Origin of the sequence: Bifidobacterium dentium JCM 1195 = DSM 20436, from assembly GCF_001042595.1 — a bacterium.
Classification (GTDB): Bacteria; Actinomycetota; Actinomycetes; order Actinomycetales; family Bifidobacteriaceae; genus Bifidobacterium; species Bifidobacterium dentium.
In genome coordinates this window covers 1,645,926-1,667,688 of sequence record NZ_AP012326.1, presented here as the reverse complement: position 1 = coordinate 1,667,688, position 21,763 = coordinate 1,645,926, and the positions used below count along the sequence as shown (strand labels likewise).

The 21,763-nt window shown below is 60.0% G+C and carries 19 protein-coding genes; 8 read left to right on the top strand and 11 right to left on the bottom strand.

Going from position 1 to position 21,763, the window contains the following annotated elements; all coding sequences use genetic code 11:
• The first annotated feature begins 15 nt into the window (after positions 1 to 15).
• The 7 genes from BBDE_RS07180 (at position 16) to BBDE_RS07150 (ending at position 9,179) form a co-directional block, all read left to right on the top strand.
• The gene (locus tag BBDE_RS07180) at positions 16 to 2,025 is read left to right on the top strand and encodes a dipeptide ABC transporter ATP-binding protein (protein ID WP_003839517.1); all 2,010 of its coding nucleotides are present in this window, start codon (positions 16 to 18) and stop codon (positions 2,023 to 2,025) included.
• Between the two features lie 228 nt (positions 2,026 to 2,253).
• The gene (locus BBDE_RS07175) at positions 2,254 to 3,114 is read left to right on the top strand and encodes an exodeoxyribonuclease III (RefSeq protein ID WP_003839519.1); all 861 of its coding nucleotides are present in this window, start codon (positions 2,254 to 2,256) and stop codon (positions 3,112 to 3,114) included.
• Positions 3,115 to 3,211: 97 nt separating this feature from the next.
• On the top strand, positions 3,212 to 4,033 hold the full coding sequence (locus tag BBDE_RS07170) for a DUF3710 domain-containing protein (RefSeq protein WP_003844002.1): 822 nt from the start codon (positions 3,212 to 3,214) through the stop codon (positions 4,031 to 4,033).
• Between the two features lie 22 nt (positions 4,034 to 4,055).
• Positions 4,056 to 4,784: a DUF3159 domain-containing protein gene (locus BBDE_RS07165; RefSeq protein WP_003839522.1), complete on the top strand. Its 729-nt coding sequence runs from the start codon at positions 4,056 to 4,058 to the stop codon at positions 4,782 to 4,784.
• The gene (locus BBDE_RS07160) at positions 4,784 to 6,049 is read left to right on the top strand and encodes a class I SAM-dependent RNA methyltransferase (RefSeq protein ID WP_003839524.1); all 1,266 of its coding nucleotides are present in this window, start codon (positions 4,784 to 4,786) and stop codon (positions 6,047 to 6,049) included. Before BBDE_RS07165 ends, BBDE_RS07160 begins: the two co-directional genes overlap by 1 nt.
• The gene (locus BBDE_RS07155; protein ID WP_012902306.1) at positions 6,046 to 6,621 is read left to right on the top strand and encodes a sugar ABC transporter substrate-binding protein; all 576 of its coding nucleotides are present in this window, start codon (positions 6,046 to 6,048) and stop codon (positions 6,619 to 6,621) included. Before BBDE_RS07160 ends, BBDE_RS07155 begins: the two co-directional genes overlap by 4 nt.
• A 101-nt stretch (positions 6,622 to 6,722) precedes the next feature.
• On the top strand, positions 6,723 to 9,179 hold the full coding sequence (locus tag BBDE_RS07150) for an HAD-IC family P-type ATPase (protein WP_012902305.1): 2,457 nt from the start codon (positions 6,723 to 6,725) through the stop codon (positions 9,177 to 9,179).
• Between the two features lie 126 nt (positions 9,180 to 9,305).
• Here BBDE_RS07150 and BBDE_RS07145 read toward each other — a convergent pair whose 3' ends face one another.
• Positions 9,306 to 9,524 (bottom strand): helix-turn-helix domain-containing protein, encoded by a 219-nt coding sequence (locus tag BBDE_RS07145; RefSeq protein ID WP_003839529.1) that lies wholly within the window; start codon positions 9,522 to 9,524, stop codon positions 9,306 to 9,308.
• A 92-nt stretch (positions 9,525 to 9,616) separates the two neighbouring features.
• Complete coding sequence (locus tag BBDE_RS07140; RefSeq protein WP_033488885.1) at positions 9,617 to 9,922, bottom strand: hypothetical protein; 306 nt, start codon at positions 9,920 to 9,922, stop codon at positions 9,617 to 9,619.
• A gap of 136 nt (positions 9,923 to 10,058) precedes the next feature.
• Here BBDE_RS07140 and BBDE_RS07135 point away from each other — a divergent pair, with 136 nt between their 5' ends.
• Positions 10,059 to 11,366 (top strand): DNA cytosine methyltransferase, encoded by a 1,308-nt coding sequence (locus tag BBDE_RS07135; protein WP_230454350.1) that lies wholly within the window; start codon positions 10,059 to 10,061, stop codon positions 11,364 to 11,366.
• Here the strand turns inward: BBDE_RS07135 and BBDE_RS07130 are convergent.
• The 9 genes from BBDE_RS07130 to BBDE_RS07090 form a co-directional block, all read right to left on the bottom strand.
• Positions 11,353 to 12,120, bottom strand: a complete 768-nt coding sequence (locus BBDE_RS07130) for a PmeII family type II restriction endonuclease (protein ID WP_003839534.1) — start codon at positions 12,118 to 12,120, stop codon at positions 11,353 to 11,355. The genes BBDE_RS07135 and BBDE_RS07130 overlap by 14 nt on opposite strands.
• A gap of 74 nt (positions 12,121 to 12,194) precedes the next feature.
• Positions 12,195 to 13,439: a GH25 family lysozyme gene (locus tag BBDE_RS07125; protein WP_003839536.1), complete on the bottom strand. Its 1,245-nt coding sequence runs from the start codon at positions 13,437 to 13,439 to the stop codon at positions 12,195 to 12,197.
• Positions 13,440 to 13,509: 70 nt separating this feature from the next.
• The gene (locus tag BBDE_RS07120; protein ID WP_012902301.1) at positions 13,510 to 13,845 is read right to left on the bottom strand and encodes a hypothetical protein; all 336 of its coding nucleotides are present in this window, start codon (positions 13,843 to 13,845) and stop codon (positions 13,510 to 13,512) included.
• A gap of 8 nt (positions 13,846 to 13,853) precedes the next feature.
• Positions 13,854 to 16,274, bottom strand: coding sequence for a GDSL-type esterase/lipase family protein (locus BBDE_RS07115; RefSeq protein ID WP_003839541.1), 2,421 nt, complete (start codon positions 16,272 to 16,274; stop codon positions 13,854 to 13,856).
• Entirely contained in the window at positions 16,275 to 17,630 is a 1,356-nt protein-coding gene (locus BBDE_RS07110) for a phage tail spike protein (protein WP_003839543.1), read from the bottom strand.
• A gap of 9 nt (positions 17,631 to 17,639) precedes the next feature.
• Positions 17,640 to 18,497 (bottom strand): hypothetical protein, encoded by an 858-nt coding sequence (locus BBDE_RS07105; RefSeq protein WP_003839544.1) that lies wholly within the window; start codon positions 18,495 to 18,497, stop codon positions 17,640 to 17,642.
• A complete protein-coding gene (locus BBDE_RS07100) occupies positions 18,498 to 21,032 on the bottom strand; it encodes a tape measure protein (RefSeq protein WP_003839547.1) in 2,535 nt (844 codons plus the stop codon).
• 3 nt (positions 21,033 to 21,035) lie between these two features.
• Complete coding sequence (locus tag BBDE_RS07095; RefSeq protein ID WP_003839549.1) at positions 21,036 to 21,401, bottom strand: DUF5361 domain-containing protein; 366 nt, start codon at positions 21,399 to 21,401, stop codon at positions 21,036 to 21,038.
• 71 nt (positions 21,402 to 21,472) lie between these two features.
• The gene (locus tag BBDE_RS07090; RefSeq protein WP_003839550.1) at positions 21,473 to 21,742 is read right to left on the bottom strand and encodes a hypothetical protein; all 270 of its coding nucleotides are present in this window, start codon (positions 21,740 to 21,742) and stop codon (positions 21,473 to 21,475) included.
• Between the last annotated feature and the right edge of the window lie 21 nt (positions 21,743 to 21,763).

Genomic DNA, 21,763 nt, shown 5'->3' with positions numbered 1-21,763 from the left:
AGTGAGGGATATTCGATGACTGATATGAATACCGAAAACAAGCTTGAGGCCATGCAACGTGCCAACGGTCCGCTACTCGAAGTCAAAGACCTTCAGGTGGACTTCACCACCGATGAAGGCCGTGCCGTGCACGCGGTGCGTAACTCCTCCTTCAGCGTGTATCCCGGCCAATGGGTGGCGATCGTGGGCGAATCCGGTTCCGGTAAATCCACTTCCGCCATGGCAGTGCTGGGGCTTTTGCCGGGCACGGGCCATGTGGTCGGCGGCTCCATCAAGCTTGATGGCCAGGAGATCGCCGGCTTGAAGCAGAAGGACTACGACAGGCTGCGCGGATCCAAAATGGGACTTGTACCGCAGGATCCGATGAGCAATCTGAATCCGGTATGGCGCATCGGGACTCAGGTCAAAGAGGCCCTTGTCGCCAACAACATGGATATCGACCATGAAAAACGCTCTGAATTCGCCAAGGCCTTGGCCGGCGAAGGGGTGGAGCTCAAAGGCGACGATGACGAGACCTTCCTTGGTTCCAAGGAGCTGCCGGAACTGTTGGCAATGGCCAAGGAAGCCCTAGTCAACATCGGCAAGACCGGCGAGGATCTCGATACGACCATGGCGTACTTCACTGATGAGTGGGTGCCGGGTTCCGAAACCCGCTGGCGTGTCGCCGACGATCTCATCAAGGCCGGCGTGAAAGCCGAGGATGCGTGGTATCTCGCCAAGAAGTATGTGATTGGTTCCACCATGAACGATCGCATCGCGGGTTTGCTGTCCGAAGCGGGATTGCCGGACGCCGCCACCCGTGCACGTCAGTTCCCGCACGAATTCTCCGGTGGCATGCGCCAGCGTGCGTTGATCGCCATCGGTCTTGCCTGCCGCCCCGACCTGCTTATCGCCGATGAACCGACATCCGCGCTTGACGTGACCGTGCAGAAGAAGATTCTCGATCATCTGCATACGCTGACCGATTCACTGGGCACCGCAGTGCTGTTCATCACCCATGATCTGGGTCTGGCCGCGGAACGAGCCCAGCACATCGTGGTGATGTATAAGGGGCAGGTCGTCGAATCCGGTCCGTCGCTCGAGGTACTCCAGCATCCACAGCATCCGTACACCAAGAGACTGGTCGCAGCCGCACCATCGCTGGCATCGCAGCGCATCATCTCCGTCAAGGAGCATGGGGGCGACGCGAAGGCCGTGATGGAGCATGCGGTGAACGAATCCTCCCTGAAAAACGGCGAGGCCATCATCACCGTCGACCATCTGACCCGTGAGTTCAAGCTTCCACGCAAAAAGGAGATGTTCAAGGCCGTCGATGACGTGAGCTTCTCCGTCAAGAAGGGCACCACTCTGGCGATCGTGGGCGAATCCGGCTCCGGTAAGTCCACCGTGGCCAACATGGTGCTGAAGCTGCTCGAACCGACCTCCGGTAGCGTGACCTATGCGGGCAAGGACATCGCGGGCTTCAAGGGTAAGGAGTTGCTCGACTTCCGTCGCCATGTGCAACCGGTGTTCCAGAACCCGTACGGTTCGCTCGATCCGATGTATTCCATCTACCGTTCCATCGAGGAGCCGCTCCGCATTCATGGCATCGGCGACAAGACCAGCCGTGCCGCCCGCGTACGCGAGTTGCTCGACATGGTGGAGCTGCCGGAATCCGTGATGAGCCGCTATCCGAACGAGCTTTCCGGCGGCCAACGTCAGCGCATCGCCATTGCGCGAGCCATGGCCCTCAATCCGGACGTGATCGTCTGCGATGAGGCCGTGTCCGCGTTGGATGTTCTTGTGCAGGATCAGGTGTTGCGCCTGCTCAACGACCTGCAGGCCGAAAGGGGACTGAGTTACCTGTTCATCACCCATGATCTGGCGGTCGTTCGCCAGATCGCCGATGAGGTGGTGGTGATGCAGCACGGCAAGCTTGTGGAGCATGCCACCACCGATGAGGTGTTCGACCATCCGCAGATGCAGTACACCCGCGATTTGTTGGACGCCATTCCAGGAGGTAAGCTCCAGCTCGGTCTCGACTGATGACCACAGTGGAGTGGCGCGGTCTTCTCCTACACGCCTTGGGTCGCACCGTCCGATCGCTGAATCCGGATTCCCCGAACCCAGCGATCGGACGGGGGGAAGGTCAGCTACAAGATGGGCTCCGACGATTACTACGCGAAGGCCGGTGAACGGTTCGGACCGCCGGCACCGCTGAAAACCTCCCTCCTTTCGAGGGAGGTTTTCTCGCATGTGAGTTAGTCTGGCGCTATGACGATCAGCATTACGACTTCGAACGTGAACGGAATCCGTGCGGCCAAACGCAAGGGCATCGAAATTTGGGCCGGCAGAAACACGCCCGATATCTGGTGCATGCAGGAAGTGCGTGCGCCACAGCATGAAATCGATCCGATTTTCGATGAATTTGGGTTCGAATACTCCACCGCCGGTAAGATCGCCGATCAAAGTGAACTGGACCGTCTCAACGAGGTATGCCGTATCAAAGGACGTGCCGGGGTGGGGCTGCTCTCGGCATTGCCGGTGATTGACAAGCGGTACGGCTTGCCGGGGCTTGACGATGACGTCGATTCCGGCCGTTGGATCGAGGCCGATGTGAAGACGCCACAGGGCTACATCGTCACCGTGGTATGTGTGTACGTGCATGCAGGTAATACCGATGATCCGGCCAAGATGGAACAGAAATACCGTTTTCTTGACACCATGCTCGAACGGATGGGCCAGCTGCGAGATGAGGCGGCGCATGGCGGCAGGCAGTCCGTACTATGCGGCGATTTCAATATCGCGCATACCCCGCTCGACATCAAGAACGCCAAGGCCAACGAGACGCATGCCGGATTCCTTCCCGAGGAACGGGCCTACGTCGACAAGTGGCTGGGTGAGCTGGAGTTCGTGGATGTGATGCGTAATCTCGCGGGCGATATCCAGGGCCCGTACACGTGGTGGAGCCAACGTGGCCGTGCCTTCGACAACAACGTGGGTTGGAGAATCGACTATCAGTTCGCCACGCCGGAGCTGGCCGAATCCGCTTGCGGATTCGTCATCGACAAGGCCCCGACCTACGACAAACGCTGGTCCGACCATGCGCCACTGACCATCACCTACGACATCTGAGACGCGACTCGCAGGAACGGGCCACGAATTCCCAGCTCATATTAAGCGTGGGTGCTAGGCTGGTCACGGTTGCAACCGTTATGAAATGAGGAACATCATGGGATTGTTTGGATTCGGCAAGAAGAAGCGCCAGAGCGAGGACGCTCAGCAGGCCGCCGAAGAGCAGGCTGTGGATGAGGCCGCGGCCCAGGCCCAGGAGGTCATGGAGCTGCCCGAGCCTTCCGCCGTATACGAAGGACGCGGCGATGAACGCGGTCCTTGGGACGTGGACGACGAGGATGTGCCCGATTACGATGACTATCTTGATCTGGGATCCTACTATCTGCCGTTTCTGCAAGGCATCGAACTGCGTGTGAAGGCGAACCGCGCCACGCAGCAGGTGCTCGGCTCCACCATCACCTATGGCTCGTCCAGTTTGGAGATCGAGGCGTTCGCAGCCCCGAAGACCATGGGACTATGGGATGATGTGCGTGCCGATCTGATCGAGGCCAATAAAGCCGCCTCCGAAGTCGACGGTGTGTTCGGCACCGAACTGTCGTTGCCGGTTGTGGTCAAGGGCGGCCGTAAGGTGCTGACCCGCATCGTAGGTGTCGATGGCCCGCGTTGGATGCTACGCGGCATCTTCTCGGGCAAGGCCGCCACCGATCCGGAACATGACGAAACCAAGGCATTGAACGAATTCTTTGCGAATATCGTGGTGGAGCGCGGCGACGATCCTCTTGCCCCACGTGACCTCATCCCAATGCATCCTCCGGTCGCACCGGCCGAACGTAAGGCCGCCAAGGAGGCCGCCGAACAGGAAGGCAACGACGAGAAGACGGATATTCCGGGCAAACCGAAGGGGCCGTTCGACTCCGATCATCAGGTCGAGGTCAAGACCACCCTGTCCCGTGGTCCGATGTTCTCCGAAGTGCGCTGATCGAAGGTTTTCGTTTCGACCAATGACTGAAACCAGAAAACGTACCGGTCTCGGCGCTCTCGCCGATGCCGGCAATGACGACGACTTCTCCGTAATCGACGCCATCGGCGGTCCGCGTGGCGTGGTCGAATCGATGCTGCCGGGCGTCGTGTTTGTGGTGTTGTTCGTCATCACCGCCAATCTGCAGCTGACCGTCGGCGTTTCCGCTGCGCTGGCCGTGCTTCAGGTGATCGTACGGTTGTTGCAGCGCCAGTCGGTGATGGGTGCCGTCAGCGGCCTGCTCGCCGTGGGCATCTGCCTGATTTGGGCGTGGCAAAGCCATGAAGCGCGTAATTATTACATGTTCGGCTTCCTGACCAACGCGTTCTACATCGTGCTGCTTACGACGTCGCTGATCGCACGCGTACCAGGGTTGGGTCTGGTCATCGAGTTCATCCGCACGTTGCCCACCGAGCATTTCCGTGCGTGGCTGGACGATTGGAGATCGGACAAGGCGCTCAACCGGGCCTATACGGTCATCACCGCGCTGTGGATCGCCGTGTTCTCGTTGCGTCTGGTCGTACAGGTGCCACTGTATGCCGCCAATCATGTCGGCTGGCTCGGCACTGCACGCCTGCTTATGGGCATTCCATTCTGGGCGTTGGCGATCTGGGTCTCGTATCTGATCGTCGCTACGCCGATGCACCGGCACAAGGCCTTGTCCGAAGAATCCGGTCAGGGCGAACATGATTGCTTGGAGGAACAGCACTGATGGAAGCGACCATCCGCATCGAACGATATGCCGATCAAGGGCGTTGCGTGGGCCACATTGACGGACGGGTCGTTTTCGTTCGTTTCGCATTGCCGGGAGAATTGGTCCGTGTGGAACTTGATGAACCACACGATAGGGAAGAGCGCTTCTGGACTGGTGAGGTCGTGGAAGTGCTGGAGGCCAGCGAAGACCGTGCCGAACCGATATGGCCATTGGCAGGGCCCCTTGCCATGGGCGGAGGGGTTGGCGGCGCCGATCTGGTGCATGTGAGCCTTGCCGGGCAGCTCAAGTGGAAGACCTGCTCGATTGTCGAGCAGATGTTGCGGCTGGGGCATACGGCAGTGGAAGTGCCGATCGATCGCATGCCGCAAGATGAAGCCGAACGAGGACTGCATTGGCGCACCCGTATCGAAATGATCGCCGATGCCGACGGACGGCCATCCATGCGTCGGCGCGGCACGCATGTTCGTGTGCCGATCGACACGATGCCGTTGGCTAGCCGCGCGCTGCTCGACGTGGCCGAACGCGAGCATGTATGGGATGGCGGATTCACCCCCGGTTCCCAGATCAGGCTTTCCGTACCCGAACCCCGTGACGGTGCCGCGGTCGAAGAGAACTACGCGGTGTTGGTGGACGGCGAGGTGACGGCCGGTACGCGTGCGCTGACCGAAAAAGTCACCGTCGCCGGCCGGGACTTCGAGTACGGCGTCGATGCCGGGGGATTCTGGCAGATGCATCGACAGGCACCGATCGCATTGACCAACCATGTGATTGATCTGGTCCGGAGAGAGCTGAACGGTGCCCAATCGGCCTGCGTGTGGGATCTGTATTCCGGATCGGGCCTGTTCACCCTACCATTGGCTTCGCTTGCTGCGGAACGCACGCGCATGCTGAGCGTGGAAGGCGGTAAGACGGCCGTACGCAATGCGCAACGCAATCTGCGACATGTCCATTTGGATAATGTGGATGTCCGTGCCGGTGATGTGGCGAAGACCTTGGGCAATGTGCGCAACGATCTGGCCAGACCCGATGTGGTGGTGCTTGATCCGCCGCGTGCCGGCGCCCGCGCCAAGGTGTGCGGGCAGATCGCCGACTCCGAGGCACGCAGCGTGATCTACATCGCCTGCAATCCGGCGAGTCTTGCGCGCGATACCGCCACTCTGGCCGGTCTTGGCTATGAGTTGGCCGACATCCACGCTTTCGACATTTATCCGACGACCCATCATGTGGAGACCGTCGCATTGTTCAGGAAGCATAAGCGGTGAGTGACAACGCGTTGCGACGTGCGGGCATGGCAATGCTGGCGATCGGATTGGCGGTCTCCCTGACCGCCTGCACGCCGCCGAACGGGGCCGTGGGGGATACGCAATCGCAGGATTCCGCCGTCGCCCACGTCGGCCCTGACCGTGCCGACACCAAAGTGGCGTTCATCGGTTCGCAGGACATCGACGCTGACGGCTTGGTACTGGATGCCATGGAGCAGGGCAAACTCAAGCCGACGTATGTTCCCGTCACCGGCACCATCGACGCCCAGCAAACGGCCATTCAAGGCGTACGCGACATGACGCAGAGCAAGGTTGGCATCATCGTCATCGGCGGCATGGATGTGACCGATGCCAATCGCGACGACTGGCATGCGGCATTGCAAGGGGCCCGCGAGGAGGGAATCGCGGTGGCACTGCTCAATCCGGTGCATGCACCCAAGGACGGGAAGCTGTATGCGGCTGTGCTGACCATCAACGATCGCATGGCCGATGCGGTTCCCATCGCCGATGCCGTAATGACCATCGGCAACAACGATCCGCATGAGCGTGACATGGTCGTCACCACGAAATAACGAACATGGCGTTTGCCGCGTCACGGCATATGGTGGTTATTTCACCGTGCTTTCACAGGAAAGTCCGGCATGGATAAGTCGGGGACGGTAGGCTGACAAGCATGAGTGCAAGTCCTTCCATGCCCCCGATCGGCGAGTCGGGTCTGACGGCCGCCGAAGTCAAGACCCTGAAAGACGGCGGGCAGGCCAATGCCGTCAAGTCGTCGACCTCGCGCTCCTTGGTCGACATCATCCGTGCGAATGTGTTCACGTTGTTCAACGGCATCATTCTCGCGGCCATGCTCATGGTGCTCATTACCGGGTCCTGGAAGGATGCCGTTTTCGGTTTTGTGATCATCATCAACACCGGCATCGGCATCATCACCGAGCTTAAGGCGAAGCGTACGCTTGACAGACTGTCGATTCTCGTCGCTTCGGATTATCTGGTGCGTCGCGACGGGGTGGACGTCGAGGTGCCGTATAACGAAATCGTGCTTGGCGATCTCATGTGGATCCGTTCGGGAGAACAGGTGCCCGCCGATGCTCGGATCGTGCGTACATGGGGCCTGGAGTTGGACGAATCCATGCTTACCGGTGAATCGCGTACCGTACGCAAGGGCGATGGGGAACGAATCTATTCCGGTTCCACTGCCATCTCCGGCATGGCGTTGGTGAAGGTCGAGGCGGTCGGCGAACACAGTTATGCCGCTACGTTGACCGCACAGGCGAAGGTCTACAAGAAAACCGTCTCCGACCTGAACAAGGGCATCAACACGATTCTGAAGTTCATGACCTTTCTGGTCGTACCGTTATGCGTGCTGCTCATCTGGTCGCAGATTCACGCCGTGGGAGGCTGGGACACTGCCGTGACGACCGGCCAATGGCGTTCCGCGGTCGTCTCCGCCGTGGCCGGTGTGGTGGGCATGATTCCCGAAGGCCTGGTGTTGCTCACCTCGCTGAATTTCGCGCTTGCCGCAATCCGACTGGCACGACGGAACACGCTGGTGCAGGAACTCGAGTCCGTGGAGACGCTTGCCCGTGTGGACTGCCTGAACCTTGATAAGACCGGTACCATCACCGACGGCGGCATCATGCTCAACCGTATCGTCCCATTGGCGGATGATGCGGATGAGCATCGGATCAAGCAGGCACTGTTCGATCTGTCGAACGAAGGCCAGCCGAACGGCACCGGACAGGCGGTTCTTGCGGGGCTGGGGGAGCAGGGCTTTGCCCCGGGTGTGGTTACGGCACGCGTGCCGTTTTCGTCGGCCCGCAAATGGAGCTCGATCTACGATGGCGATGCCGTATGGACGATGGGCGCGCCGGAGGTCATCATCTCCCATCTCGACGGCGATTATTCCGGCATATTGTGTCAGGTCAATGATTTCGCCGACGACGGCAATCGAGTGTTGCTGATCGTACGTTTCGACGGGGCCGCCTCGTCCGACTACGAGACCGATCCGAAGCTTGATTCCACATCGCAGCCGGTTGCGTTGGTGCTGTGTTCCGAACACATCAGAGGCGACGCGGAGGCGACGCTCGCCTGGTTCCGTGAGCAGGGCGTGCGCTGTCGCATCATTTCCGGCGACAATCCTGTCACCGTCGGTGCGATCGCCAGAAAAGTACGATTGACCGGCGAACGGGAGCCGGTGTTCATGGATGCGCGTGAACTGCCGGCCAACAGTGAGGAACTGGCTCGCGTGCTCGATGATGTGGATGTGCTCGGCCGCGTGCTGCCGGACCAGAAGAAAGCCATCGTCCAGGCATTGCACCTGACCGACCACGTAGTGGCCATGACCGGCGACGGCGTGAATGATGCGCTGGCCATCAAGGAGGCCGACCTCGGCATCGCCATGGGCAATGCGGCGCCGGCCACCAAAGCCGTGGCGCAGGTGGTGCTCGTCGATTCGAAATTCTCGCATCTGCCTGACGTGGTGGCCCGAGGACGCCAGGTCATGGCCAACATGGAACGCGTAGCCAGCCTGTTTCTTGTCAAAACCGTGTATTCCGCGCTGATTTCACTTGGTGTGGTACTGACGCAGATCCCATTTCCGTATCTACCGCGTCACATCACCTATATCGGAGGGCTCACCATCGGCATGCCGGCGTTCATTCTGGCGCTGGCGCCGAACACACGTCGGTATATTCCTGGCTTTTTGAAGCGTGTGGTGAGCTTTGCATTGCCAGGAGGCGTCGCTACGGGCCTGTCGATTCTGTGCACGTCATGGCTGCTGCCGATGTTCATGGGATGGGATGTCGAGCGTTCGAGCGTCCAATTGGCCATGTTGCGTGGCGTCAATGCCATCATTCTGCTCATGATGGGCATTTTCGTGCTGGCACGGGTGGCGAGCCCCTTGAACTCGTGGAGGGGCGTGCTGGTGCTGACGTTCGCCATGGCTGGCGTGGCCGGCATGTTCGTGCCTTTCACCGCGCGTTTCTTTGCGCTCGTCATACCGACGGGGGAGATGCTGCGTGCCACCATGGTCGCGCTGGCGCTGTCGGCCATCATGTTCGCGCTATGCATCTGGCTCGTGCCGAAACTGCCGCGTATTGTCCCATACTTTAAGAGACGGTCATGATACGCGCCCTATCAGCCCAAGCCGCGACTGTTACCATATCGCCGTTTTCCGGGCATGAAAAGCCCCTCCAACCACAATCAGTGTAGGCGGAGGGGCAGCCAAAAAGTAGCCTTAACGCGGTTAACGTTATGCGTTGGGCAGTGTCAGGATGTATTCGTCCAGGTCGGTGCGGCGGACATACAGGCGGGAGGAGCCGGTCGTGCAGGTCGGCAGCTCGCCCAGGCTGATTGCCGCCTTCAGGTTCCTCAGCGGAATGCCGCTCAATTCGGCCGCCTCCGGCACCGTCAGCAGCAGCCGGTCGGCCAGGCCGACACCGGAAGTCGTCGTGGTAGTCGTAGTCTTCATCGTCAATCCTTCCTTAAAACAGGCTTCGACATGCCTCTATGCGGGCAAAAAGAAAGGCCCCGCCGGACGGCGGGGCTGGAAGGCGAACGGGTTCACTCGCCGGCGGCGATGGAAGCCGCGTCTATCGCATCCTTCGACCCTTTGCCGCCACAGGCGCGGTTGACGGCCTGATACGCCGCGTTGCTCACGCCCACGACGGCGGCGAGCGCCACGCCCCAGGCGGCGGAGTCGAAGCCGCCGGTCGCGCCGATGGCAATGACACCGAGCAGTACGGCGACGGCGACGGCGAACGAGCCTACCCATTCGCTCGGAATGTATTTCTTGCAGACTTGGGTCAGGACGGGCGCCACCAATGCTACGATGGCCGTTGCGAGAGCCGTTGCGGTTGAAATTTCCATGAGCATACTCCTTACGTGGACGTTCGCGTATGCTCTATGCGCGAAACGCGCAACGCAGAAAATTTTGCATTTTATAGACCCGTCGCTAGAATCGGTCCGCATGACCAGACTTCTTACCGCATCCGAAGTAGCAGCCATGCTCGACGTGTCCACCGCGACCGTCTCGCGTATGCTCCGCACCTCATCCATTCCCAGCGAGCAATGCGGGGCGCGGAGGGTTTTTCACAGCTCTGTCGTGGAATCTTGGATGAAAGAGAGTAATCTGGCCCCTGCCCCTGCCGACCATCCATTCAAAGGGGTGACAACAGGCTTGGTCGCACTGTCATTCTTCACTGGAGCTGGCGGACTCGACCTCGGCATGGAACAGGCCGGCATTAGCGCTCGCCTCCTCTGCGAGAATATGCGAGAGGCACGCATGTCAATCGGGGTCAACTGGCCGGATAAAGCACTCGTCGGTGATATTACAGAACTTGACGCCGTAACCGTTCGTCGCATGGCGGGCTTAGATGAAGACACGGAAATCGATGTCATGTTCGGCGGCCCTCCATGCCAAGCGTTTTCCACAGCCGGAGCCCGCCGCGCATTTGATGACCCTCGCGGCAACTGCTTCTTGGCATACCTTGATTTGGCCTCTCAACTTCGGCCACGTTATCTAATCATTGAGAATGTGCGTGGCCTGCTTTCCACGGCGTATCCGCTTAAACCTGATGGTGCGCCGGTGCATGGCGGTGCCATGCGAATTATCTTGGATAAGCTGGAGGCGATGGGCTATGGGGTTAGCTTCCAGCTTTACGACGCGGCCAATTATGGTGCGTTCCAACATCGTGAACGCGTTGTGCTTATCGCCAAACGTGACGGTACGGAATGCCGTTACCTCACGCCAACAAACGCAGACGACCCTAAATGGGCCCTACCCGCATGGCGCACATTCCGTGAAGCTGTCGCGCCTATCGAAGCCGGGCCGCATCACTATACGCCGTTAAGAGCCGACCGAGTCAAATGGCTCCACATGGTGCCCGAAGGCGGATGCTGGACAAGCCTACCCAAAAACATGCAGGAACAGGCCATGGGGAAGGCGTATCGTCTCGGCGGAGGCAAGACCGGATTTCACAGGCGTATCGCATGGGATAAACCATGCCCAACACTGGTTACAGCTCCCACCATGCCTGCAACACTGTTAGGGCATCCTTCCGAAGATCGTGTGCTGTCGATTGAAGAATACCGCGCCGTGCAAGGATTCCCCCAATCGTGGTTCATTGCGGGTAAAACGGCTGACGTGTATCGGCAGATTGGGAACGCGGTCCCCGTCCAGCTAGGAACTGCCATCGGCCGTACGATTCTTGCGGACATGGCAAACGAACCGGAAGATGATAAATTTACCGATTTCCCTTACAGTCGTTACCGGAACACATCGGACGTAACATGGTCAATTAACGCCAAGTGAGCTGCACCAGCTTGTACACGGAGTCGATGGTGTCAGGCAGGTTGTTTGTCGTTAACTGTTGCCGTAGTTCGTTTTCAATCCGCTCAAGCGCGCGTGCGCGCGCTTCCGATATTCTGCCAGTGTCCAATCTGACTAAAGGCTGGAGAAGTTCAATGGGATCATCCACGTCAGCAACCCAGCGCCACATCGCACGACCGGAAATGTACCGGTATGTGAAGCCCTCTAACGCCGAGTAAGGTTGTTTGGCGGTGCTGTCGCAGTGGAACACTCTCTCTTCGTCCAACGTTTTCGTTGACCGACTAATGAGAATTGCGGCCCCTATTCCCTGTTTAGTAACCATGCGATGGGCCGATGACTGGTCGTGATCGACTGCGAACTTCAACTCTTGCAGGACGGCAGCCAGTGAGCCGAAGTTTGTCGTGTTTGTCTGACTTTTCATCTCGCAATAGTACTTAACTCCATCGCGCACTATTGTCATGTCGCCGCTATCGGCGCTGTTACTCAAACGAATAGCGAGTGCTTGACGGGAGCTACCCATTACGGTTTCCTCGCTAGAGCTTTCAGCGGCCTTGAACGCTTCCTTTACAAACCCGGTGGCGGTGTCGACGCCACGCGCGGCAAAAAGCAGTACATCCTTGCCTAGAAGGTTTTCCAACCGCATTTTACGATAGCTTTCAACACGTTTCTCCTGGTAGTCGGCAATCGTCTGTCGCGCAATTTCTTCCTTTTGGGCGTGTGTAATCATCATGCCCATCAAGCCTACCTGGAGAGAGCAGAAAACAAAAAACACCCCGCCTGCCGGAATGTCGCCGGTAGGCGGGGTGTTGGCTAAATCAGTCGCTGTCCGGGGTAGATGGTGTACGGGTAGCGCAGGCCGTTGCGAGAGGCGGCGGCAGGCCAACCTGTGCCGTAGATGGACCACAGCGACTCGCCGGAACGCACGACATGTGTGCTGGACGTAGAAGTGGTCGTAGCGGTCGTGGTCGAGCCTGTGTAGGTAATCGTCTGGCCGACGTAGATACGGTTCAGGTTGCCCGAAGGCGCACGCCAAGCGGACACCGGGAGTAGTCCGAGACGGTTCGCCACGGCGGACACGGTGTCGCCGGAACGCACCACGTAAGTGCGGGTCACGGTCGTAGTAACCGTGGTCGAGCCGGTATACGTAGAGCCGGTGAGACGGCTGTTGACAATCGCCATCACCTTGTCATAGTTAGAGCCAAGACGATTACGCCTATCCTGCCCGTTGCCGTACTCGCCGCGAATCACGGCGGACGCCAGGGCATTCAGATCGGTCGTGTCCGTGGTCGTCTCGGTCTTGGTCGTGGTCGTCGGCTTGCTTGTCGTACCGGTCGAACCAGAACCGGAAGTCGAGCAGCCTTGGCGCTCGCCGCAAGCGATTTTGCGCCATGCGGTACGGTCGCCGAAGAACTTGTTCAGGTCGAGCGGTCCGCGTCCGTTCAGGTAGCCGGAAGAGGAATACTGTAGCATTCCCTCGCCGGAGCTACCAGCGTTCCAAGGCGAAGACTGATAGCCGGTTGCGTTGTTATTGGCGTACTGAGCCGCCCACAGCATACAGTGAGCGCGAACGTCGGACGGAATCTGCGAGACTACGGACTTCGAGCAGTAGACCACCGGCCAAACGCCCGTGCGCTCGTGAACACGGTTCACCCACTCGCGAATCCAGCTCGAGTTGCCGAACGCGGAGTTCTGGTAGGACTCCCAGTCGAGAACAAGCATGGCCTTGCCGACGTATCCGCCGATTCGGTCAACGAACGCGTCGGCCTCGGCGGTCGCGTTCATGCCGCTCGCGTAGTCGTACAGGCCGAGCTCCTTGCCGGTGTTGACGGCGTTCGCGGCCTGAGTCCGCCACGAACTGTTCAACCACGTGCCCTGATTGACTTTCACGATGGCGAAGTCAGCGTCTACGACCGAAGTAATGTCGGGCGCTTGCCAGCCGCTCACGTCGATACCGTTCATGTCAGCCAAGGCTACACCGGCGGTCATGCCGCCGACGCAAAGGGTGGCGATTGTGGCGCAGATGGCCTTTCGCAATCTTTTGAGAAGAGGTTTCATAAAGTACCCTCTCAGACGAAAAGGCCCCACCAAGCGCAAGGCCGGTGGGGTCGATTGTTTACTTTGAAAACTAGTAAGCCCAGTCGTCAGCCGTCAGCCGACGTTGGTAGTCGGCCTTCAGTTGGTCGAGTCGGGCATGGCCCGCACCGTTGCCGCCCAGCTTCAGATAGGCGTCGCCGACATCAAGCTGGTGCTCATGCTCGGCGCGGCTTTTCGGTTTGGCGAACAGGGTCTGACGGTACAGTTCGAGTTCAATGGACTTGATGGTGGGGGAGTCGGCTATGGCTTTCTCAAGCCCGTTGCGCCTATCCAGCCGCCCTAACAGCCATTGGACGAACGACGTTAGGGCGCTTGAGCCGACGACGGACGAAACGAGGGTGACTATGATGGTTGCAGTCGAGGCCATGGCATCCCCTAGCATCCTGCGAGCATCGTAATGGTTCCGGCAATAGTCGAGCCGGAGCCCTGGCTGGAGCCTTGAATGGACAAGGTGTCGCCATCCCACGCGATAAAGCATCCCGAGTTCCAAGTCGGGAAGAATCGTCCGCTCTGCACGCGGAAGCCTTTTGGCACCTTGAACAAGGTGGTGCCGGCATTGTTGGTGCCGGTGGCGCTTACGTTGAAATCGATGGTGATAACGCCGTTAATCTCGGCTATCGTACACTTGTTCCAATTGCCATTAATGCCGGACTTATCGGGCGCACCGTTCACGGACGGGAAGCCGTCGTCATCCGCAAGAATGCAGTTCGCCATGTATTTACCGAAGACATCGTAGCCGTTTGCGTTCAGGTGAGCGCTGTCGCCGGCGTCGCCGTTCGTGCCGACGAGATTGCCGAACCTGTAGGCTCCCTTATGGAATCTGACGTATGGCGTGTTCGCGGCAACCCAGTTCAATTGCGATTGAACCAACATTCGCGGGTCGGTGGTTACAGCCCAGCGGCTATCCCGCCTGTTAAGGGTCTCACCAACCGCCAGCGGGTAGAAAACGTGGATCGTCGCGTTCGGCGCATCCTTATGGATGGTCTCAAACAGTGTGAACATGGCCGTCTGGACACTGCCCTGGACACTGCGATTGCCGGCAAGCAAGGTGGCGTCATTTTGTCCGCCGACGACAATCACCATATCAACCGAGGACTTATCGGACACGGTATTCCAACGGTCTAGGAACGTGCCATCATCACCGCTCTTGTAATAGCCGCCACCCGAAGTGCCCAAGCGGGAGTACGAGGGTGCGCCCAACGCCGACACACATGGCCATGCAGGAGAATTGGCAACGTGTTTGGCAGAGGAATAATAGCCATCCATCCAGCTGTCGCCGATGAACACGACGTTCTCACAGAAGCCACCAAGACGCCGGATGGCCGTCACATTACTCGTATTATCACGAGAGTTCTGAAGGATGGCCGTCGTGTTTTCACTGACGGACTTTTGCAGGGCTTCGTCGGTCTTCGCTGTGATAGTGCCATCAGAAGCCACCGTGATAGTAGAGCCATCGGGCTTAACGACGCCAGCCGTTGAGGTTGTAGCCGTGGCGGTTTTGGATGAAATGCTTCCGTCCGAGGCGACAGTGATGGTTTCACCGTCGGGCTTCACCACACCAACGGCACCGGTCGTAGCCGTTTTTGCGGAGATGGAGCCGTCCGAAGTAACGGCGATAGTCGTACCGTCAGGTTTGACCACGCCAGTAGCCGAGGTCGTAGCAACCGTCGGCTTCGCGGTAATGGTGCCATCGGTAGCGACGGTGATGGTTTCACCGTCGGGCTTCACCGTGCCAACTTTTGATGTGGTGGCGATGGGGGTCGTAGCCTTCGCGGTGATAGTGCCGTCAGACGTCACCGTAATGGTGGTTCCGTCGGGCTTGACTACGCCAGCGACAGTTGCGGTTGCGACATTTCCACCGTCGCCTTTTTCTCCTTTTTCTCCCTTGTCGCCTTTATCGCCCTTTGGCAGAGTCAGGATAAGCCTACGGTATCCGCCGTCAATGGTCGAAAGAGTGGCGGAAGCGTTCTCGCCGCGAGTAGCCACCACTTCCTTGATGTACGGCGACCTCGGTAGCGTGAATTTGAAATGCTCCGACTGAATCGAAGAATCCGAAGAATCGGTCTTGGTCGTCAGTTCGACGCCAGCGTCGCCGTTGGGGTCCACGAACTCGACATCGCCGTCGGAATCGAACTGATAGGCACGCGGTGTCTTGACGTGAACTCGAATATCGTTACCGATGGTCACGGTGCCGTCAGTGGTCTTATTGTCTTCGGTGTCAGCGGAGACGGTCGGCGGTTCCGACGGTGCGATTGGCGTGCAGTCGAACGTGAAGGTCGTATCCTCTACGAGCTTGTTCACCTTATCGGCCGTAGCCGAGAATGCGGCTTCGGCATCGGCAATATCACTTGCGGAAGCCTTCGCAATCGCAACGGCATTATGTAGGTCACTCAGCCCGTCATAGGCTTCGCCGCCGTCGGTGTTGACCACCGGTTCCTCGACAGTTACCGGGATACGACGGGAGCTGATGACGGTCGTGCCGTCGCCGTCGAGCAATTCAAAGGCGAGCACGGCGTGGGCGACCTTGAAGATAGCACGCGGCAGTTCGAAGCAGGCATAGCCGGTGCCGTCAGCGCCCACGCCGGTCTGAGCCGCGTTGATGTAGCCGCCGGACACGTTCCCGTCCGGGTTCGGGTTATAGGCGAGGCGCGGCGTGTAGGCCTTCGGCCAGCCGGTGACGCGGAGCACGCGACCGGCGATGTCCCCGCCCGCCAGTCGGATGGTTGGAACCGGCGCGTTGGCGTCCGGGATGGCGATGTCGATAAGCCTGTAGCTGTCATATAGGGATGCGCCCATTTAGGCCTCCTTGAATATGCCCGTCTCCGGGTCGAATATGTATTCCTTGTCGCCGTAAACTATCTTCGGCAACCCGTCCTCGAGAAGAATCACGCTTGCCAAGGTGGCGGCCGTGTCCCATCCGTCGCCGGACTGGACCACGCGTGTCACGGTCGGCGTGATGTCCGCCTGCGTTGCGACCGCGCTCTGCGCCGTGGCGATGGCGGCGGTCGCGGAAGCGGTCGCCGAGGACGCCGCGCTTTGCGTCTGCGCGGTGAAGCTCTCGCCCTGCGCGCCGAGGGTTATGGTTGTCTGTCCGGTCAGTAGATTTGTTACGCGCTTGCTTACCCGTGCCGAAAGGCGGATGCCCAGCTCGCTGTCCACGACGGCGACCGAATCGCCGAGATGGACCGGACCGCGAGCGGTGCCGGTGCTTGTGGCTGCGCCGTCCTCCAGCACGATCGTGTCGAGTTCGTAGGTGACGGATGGCTGGCTTGCCGTAGCGAGCGCGGCCTTGGTCTCGGTGAGCAGTTGCTGGGCGTCCTCGCAGTCCTGGTTCTCGTATGTGCCGATTCGGTACAGGTTCTTGCCGTGGAGCTGGTCGGGGATGCCCCATTTCCGCGCGTAGGCCGCGTCATCGATGGTCACGTAGTTTTTGCCGCCGTTCACGGAACCGAACGTCAGCTTCCTGCTGTAGCCGCCGTTGTCCGTTTCAAGCCCCTTGCCGAAGCCGTACATGCAGGTGTATACGGGGTCGGCATTGATGGTGCGCGTCACGCCGGTCAGGTCGGCACCGTAGTCGAAGCGGCGCGGTTCGGCCGACGAGTCGCCGAGCTGCTTGACGAACCCGATTTTGGCGGTCGCTATCAGCGTGCCGTCGGTGTAGGCGGAGTCGTCGACCGTGTAGGTGCGTTCGATTTCCAATCCCGTAGCCGTGGATAGGGCGCACAGCGCCGTCCAGAGGTCTTCGTGATAGAAGCTGATGGTCGCGGTCTGCGTGCTCTTGTCGAGGCGCTGGTAGGGGGTGTTGGCGAGTAGCTTGTCGAGGATGGCGTACACGGCCGTCGGCTGGGTGTTGCGCTGGTCCTCGATGAACATGTCCGCCGCGTCGACCGCGATGCGGTCCTTGCAGACGATGCTCGTGACAAGCCCGCCGGAATCATGGGTGACGGCGGGGGAGACGACAACCACGTCGCGGACAGCGCCGGTGTCGTCCTTGTATATAAGGTGGTCGCCTTTGCTGATGTCGACCGCTCCGACGGCCGTCAGCTCCAATGTGAACGTAGCGTCCAGTCCCTCGGTCTGTTCCGCCTTGGTCAGCCGCGGCTCGAAGAAGGCCGGACTGCCCTGGCCGTCCGTGCGGAAGAAGTGAACCATGGTCGCTCCTTAGAAGAGATAGCCGGGCTCGTATTCGAGGTAGCCGGTGGTCGAGCAGGTGAGCTGGATGGCACCCGGAGGCAGCTCCATCCAATCGGCGGACAGGGCGAGGCCGATTTTCGGGTCCGTGGTGTCGCCGCCTTTGGCACGCGCCTTGCTGTAGCGGTCGGCGCACCAGAAGCTCCAGCCCACGCCGCTGTTCCGGTAGCTTTTCAGCACCTGCGTCCGTTTTGTCCCGTAGTAGGTGAGGGAGGCGGGCGCCGTGCTGCCCGAGGGGCTGTCGAGGCTTACGAACGGTTGGATGGGCGCGTTCCCCTTGAGGGTGACGTTGTTCGTCCCGGCGGCGAGGCTGACGCGTTCGGTTTGGCCGTGGGCGTAGGGCATCGCGTCGATGGACAGTGTGCCGACAGCTGCGACGAGCCGCCCATCGACGCGCCGATTGAGCGTCCACTCGCCCAGCGAGGCGCGGCCTTCGAGGGCCAGAAACGGGTCGGGCAGGAGGCCTTGGATGCGTACGAGCGCGCCGTGAAGCGCGCCCGCGTTCGCCATGCCCTCCTGTACCTGCCCGGGGTCGCCGAGCGCGGCGATGTTGATTTCCACGGTTCGCCGTCCCGGATAGGCGTGTAATGCCGGGTCCTCCTCGGTCTGGTCGATTGAGCCCGCCACGCCGGGGATGGTGGTCAGGGTGGTGGCCGGCTCGGCTTTGCCGAGCGTCCAGCCGTCGGAGGTGACGATAAGGCCGAGGGCGTGGAGCGGCGTGCTGCTTTCGCCGGCGTTTCTCCCGGTCCAGCCATAGCCGTCCCATAGCTGGACGCGCAGGTCGGACTTGTCGGCGGCGAGCGCGTGCTCCAGTGTGGTGCAGGTCATTTACAGCCCCCTGTTCATGTTCGTACCGAGGCGGCGGTTCACGCTGCCCGCCACGACGCCGGTGTCCAATACGATGGTCGTATCCTGGGCGTCGAGCGCAGTCTTCAGCGCCTCTACCATTTGCTCGTAGGTCATGGCGTTCGGGTCGCTCTTGCTTGGAATCGTCAGCTGGGAGTCGATGGCGGAGGTCATGTTCGCCCGGCCGGTCTTCGACAGGTCGGACTGCAACTGGGCGGACGGGTCAAAGCCGGAGAGGACATCCTGCCCGGCACCGACGATACTGCCGGCCGCGCCCCGCATGGCGTCCACGCCGGACGACGCGTAGCCGTCGATACCCTCGGCCATGCCAAGGGCGACATACTTGCCCACCTGGTCTCGCATGACACGCGACGGTGAGTGAATGCCGAAGAAGTTCTTGACGGCGTTCAGCGCGTTCTTCGCGGCTCCCAGAATATTCGTCACGATAACGCTACCGAACTTGCTGATGCCGTTGGCGATACCGTGAACGACGTTTCGTCCTACGCCTCCCCAGTCGATGCTCGTCACGCGAGACGGGATGCTCTGGAAGAAGCCGATCACGCGACCGGGCAGTGAGGAGAAGAAGTTGACGATACGTCCCGGCACGCCCGACACGAACGAGATGACGGAGTTCCAAACGTTGGAAATCGCATTGCCCGTATTGGAGAACCATGTCTTGATGTTATTCAACGCCGAGCTGAAGAACGAGCACACGGCGGACCATGCGGAGCTCATGGCCGAACAGAAGTTCGCCCACATCTGCTTGCCTGTTTCGGTTTGGGTGAAGAAGTAGACCAGGCCGGCGACAACGGCCGCGATGGCGGCCGCTATCAATACGAATGGGTTGAGGGCCATGACGGCATCCAGCACGCCTTGGGCGACGGCGGCCGCCTGTGCGGCGACGGAGAAACCCTGTAGGCCGGACGCGACGGCCGATATGGCGGAGCCGATTTTGAATACGGCCAGTCCCGTGCCTATGGTGACGAGCGCGGTGGCGACGGCGCCGGAATGCTGGGAGCACCAGTCGCTGATTTTCGTCACGTTGTCCACGATGCCCTTGGCCCAGTCGGCGACCTTTTTGAAGGCGTTGCCCGCCGTCTCGCCCCATGAGGAGGCGTCGAAACCGGTCAGCTCACCCAATTTCTCCAGGGCGTTCTTGCATGCGTTCCAGACGCTTTCAATGAAGCCGCTCACGCTTTGCACGAGGTCGCCGAACGACTTGAGCGCGCCTGTGTTGGCGAAGGCACCGACGAACTGTCCGACGGCCTGCACGCCCTGTCCAACCCAGTTGATCACGTCGGATACGGGAGAGGATATGTCCTTAAGGACGCCGGCGACGTTCTTGGTGAGCGAGTCTATGGTGCCGGATGGAATAATCGTCGTCCAGTCAATGGATTGGATTCGGCCCACGGCGTCGTTCCAGGCGTCCTGTAGTCCGCCGAACACGTTTAGTTGCTGTAGGTCGGTTCCCAGCTTCCCGAACCAGTCCTTGACGGTCTTGACGGCCGAGGCGGCGGCGTCGCCTACTTTGCCGAATTGGCTGGAGAAGTCGTTGATCGCGGAGCCGATGTTGTCCACGCCGACGGCCTCGATGACCTTCTGGATGGCCTTCTGAACGCGGCTGGACATGTTGGACATGGCCGTGCCGATGCCGTTGGTCGAATCTCGGGCCTGCTTCTCGAAACTGGCGAAGCCGTTCTTTCCGTTCTTATCCAAATCGACGAGGGCCTTGTTGAAGTCGTCGAAGGACACCTTGCCGTCCTGCATGGCGTCCTTCAGGTCGTTGGCCTTGGCCTCCGGGCCGAGCAGGGCTTTCGCCAGCTGGTCGAGCTGGCCTGGCATTGCGTTCTGTACGGACAGCCATGCCTGGCTGTCCACCTTTCCGGCGGCGAGCATCTGGCTGTACTGCTCGAGGGCGTTCTCCTGGTCCTGCGTGCTTTTGCCGCCGGCGAGTAACGCGTCATTGAATGCGAGTGAAATGTTGGTCGCGTCGTCGAGTGAGTCGCACATTGGCGCGATCTTCTGCACCATGCCCGTCATGGCGGCGGTCGAAGTCGGGAGCCCGTCCAGGGCGCCCGAAATCTTCTTGATGGATGCGGCTGCGTCGTCCGCGCTGAACCCGAGGTTCTGCATGACCTTCGGAAAGTTGTTCATTTGGTCCGCGCGGCTGATCGCCCCGGTTATGTTGGAACTGATGACGTCGCCGGCCTTGGAGAATACGGATTGGACGATGCCGGAGATGGCGCCGAATTCGGCGGCGGCAACTTTGGTGAACATTGCGCCAAACCGACCGCCTACGGCGGCACCGGCGGCGGAACCATCAACGGCCCCAATCTCGCCTTCGACCTTACTGCCCGTGCCGGCGGAGCCGGACGCAACGCCCAGCTTGAGCTGAGAGCCGATTCTGTTGCCGATTGAGGTGCCGTTGACCTTGCCGAAGCCCGCGTTGACGGCGGCGGACACGCCTTTCATGGATGGAACGATGTTCAGCCATGCGGTCGCTAGAGTCGTAGCCATTACTTAATCCTTGTTCGTCTGCGACTCAGTATCGTCGGGCAGTGAATGAATCACCGGCTGACTGCCGGGCATGGGCATACGCGGCGCGGACAGGAAGGCTTTGATGGCCTTCTTGTCCATGCCTACGAACGTTTTCTTGTTCTTGTTTTCAGCTTGGGGCGGCTTGATGGGCTTCGGGCGCTTGCGGCCCTTTTCGCCATCCTTTGTCTTCGACCACACAAGCCATCGGAGCGAATACTCGATGCTGCACAACCAGTAATCAAGAGCGGTCCAGGATGCCTGTGGGTTGAGGGCGACCGCAAGAGGCGACCCCGGCTTACAGTTGACGGCGAGGACGTACACGTCATCAAACGAGAGCGAATGTCCCATATCCGCCAGCCGCAAGCCGTGGCTCAACAGTTCATATTCGAGCTGGTCGCCGTATGTGGCGGTCAGATAGACTACTGCTGCTGCCCTTTTGGGTCAGTACCCGACTCTTCAAGCCATCCCTGCACGAGGTCGCCGAGCTGCTTGTTATATAGGGCGTCCAGATGCGGGTGCGCCTTCTTGGGGAACAGGTCGTACAGTACCTGAAAGTCATTGTTGACCAGACGCCGCAGTTGGCCGAGGGTCAGCACCTGAGCGTTCGGAAGCGAGGTTCTGAACCCGTCGGGGAAAACGATGGCCACGCGTCCGTCGGCCGGTCGGAAGTCTTTGAGTACAACAGTCATTATCGTGTCCTTGAATCTCGT

Bases quoted from the DNA above. Each gene is read 5' to 3' on its own strand.
- BBDE_RS07180 (WP_003839517.1), top strand. From the start codon at position 16: ATGACTGATATGAATACCGAAAACAAGCTTGAGGCCATGCAACGTGCC.
- BBDE_RS07175 (WP_003839519.1), top strand. From the start codon at position 2,254: ATGACGATCAGCATTACGACTTCGAACGTGAACGGAATCCGTGCGGCC.
- BBDE_RS07170 (WP_003844002.1), top strand. From the start codon at position 3,212: ATGGGATTGTTTGGATTCGGCAAGAAGAAGCGCCAGAGCGAGGACGCT.
- BBDE_RS07165 (WP_003839522.1), top strand. From the start codon at position 4,056: ATGACTGAAACCAGAAAACGTACCGGTCTCGGCGCTCTCGCCGATGCC.
- BBDE_RS07160 (WP_003839524.1), top strand. From the start codon at position 4,784: ATGGAAGCGACCATCCGCATCGAACGATATGCCGATCAAGGGCGTTGC.
- BBDE_RS07150 (WP_012902305.1), top strand. From the start codon at position 6,723: ATGAGTGCAAGTCCTTCCATGCCCCCGATCGGCGAGTCGGGTCTGACG.
- BBDE_RS07145 (WP_003839529.1), bottom strand. From the start codon at position 9,524: ATGAAGACTACGACTACCACGACGACTTCCGGTGTCGGCCTGGCCGAC.
- BBDE_RS07140 (WP_033488885.1), bottom strand. From the start codon at position 9,922: ATGGAAATTTCAACCGCAACGGCTCTCGCAACGGCCATCGTAGCATTG.
- BBDE_RS07135 (WP_230454350.1), top strand. From the start codon at position 10,059: ATGCTCGACGTGTCCACCGCGACCGTCTCGCGTATGCTCCGCACCTCA.
- BBDE_RS07130 (WP_003839534.1), bottom strand. From the start codon at position 12,120: ATGGGCATGATGATTACACACGCCCAAAAGGAAGAAATTGCGCGACAG.
- BBDE_RS07125 (WP_003839536.1), bottom strand. From the start codon at position 13,439: ATGAAACCTCTTCTCAAAAGATTGCGAAAGGCCATCTGCGCCACAATC.
- BBDE_RS07120 (WP_012902301.1), bottom strand. From the start codon at position 13,845: ATGGCCTCGACTGCAACCATCATAGTCACCCTCGTTTCGTCCGTCGTC.
- BBDE_RS07115 (WP_003839541.1), bottom strand. From the start codon at position 16,274: ATGGGCGCATCCCTATATGACAGCTACAGGCTTATCGACATCGCCATC.
- BBDE_RS07110 (WP_003839543.1), bottom strand. From the start codon at position 17,630: ATGGTTCACTTCTTCCGCACGGACGGCCAGGGCAGTCCGGCCTTCTTC.
- BBDE_RS07105 (WP_003839544.1), bottom strand. From the start codon at position 18,497: ATGACCTGCACCACACTGGAGCACGCGCTCGCCGCCGACAAGTCCGAC.
- BBDE_RS07100 (WP_003839547.1), bottom strand. From the start codon at position 21,032: ATGGCTACGACTCTAGCGACCGCATGGCTGAACATCGTTCCATCCATG.
- BBDE_RS07095 (WP_003839549.1), bottom strand. From the start codon at position 21,401: ATGGGACATTCGCTCTCGTTTGATGACGTGTACGTCCTCGCCGTCAAC.
- BBDE_RS07090 (WP_003839550.1), bottom strand. From the start codon at position 21,742: ATGACTGTTGTACTCAAAGACTTCCGACCGGCCGACGGACGCGTGGCC.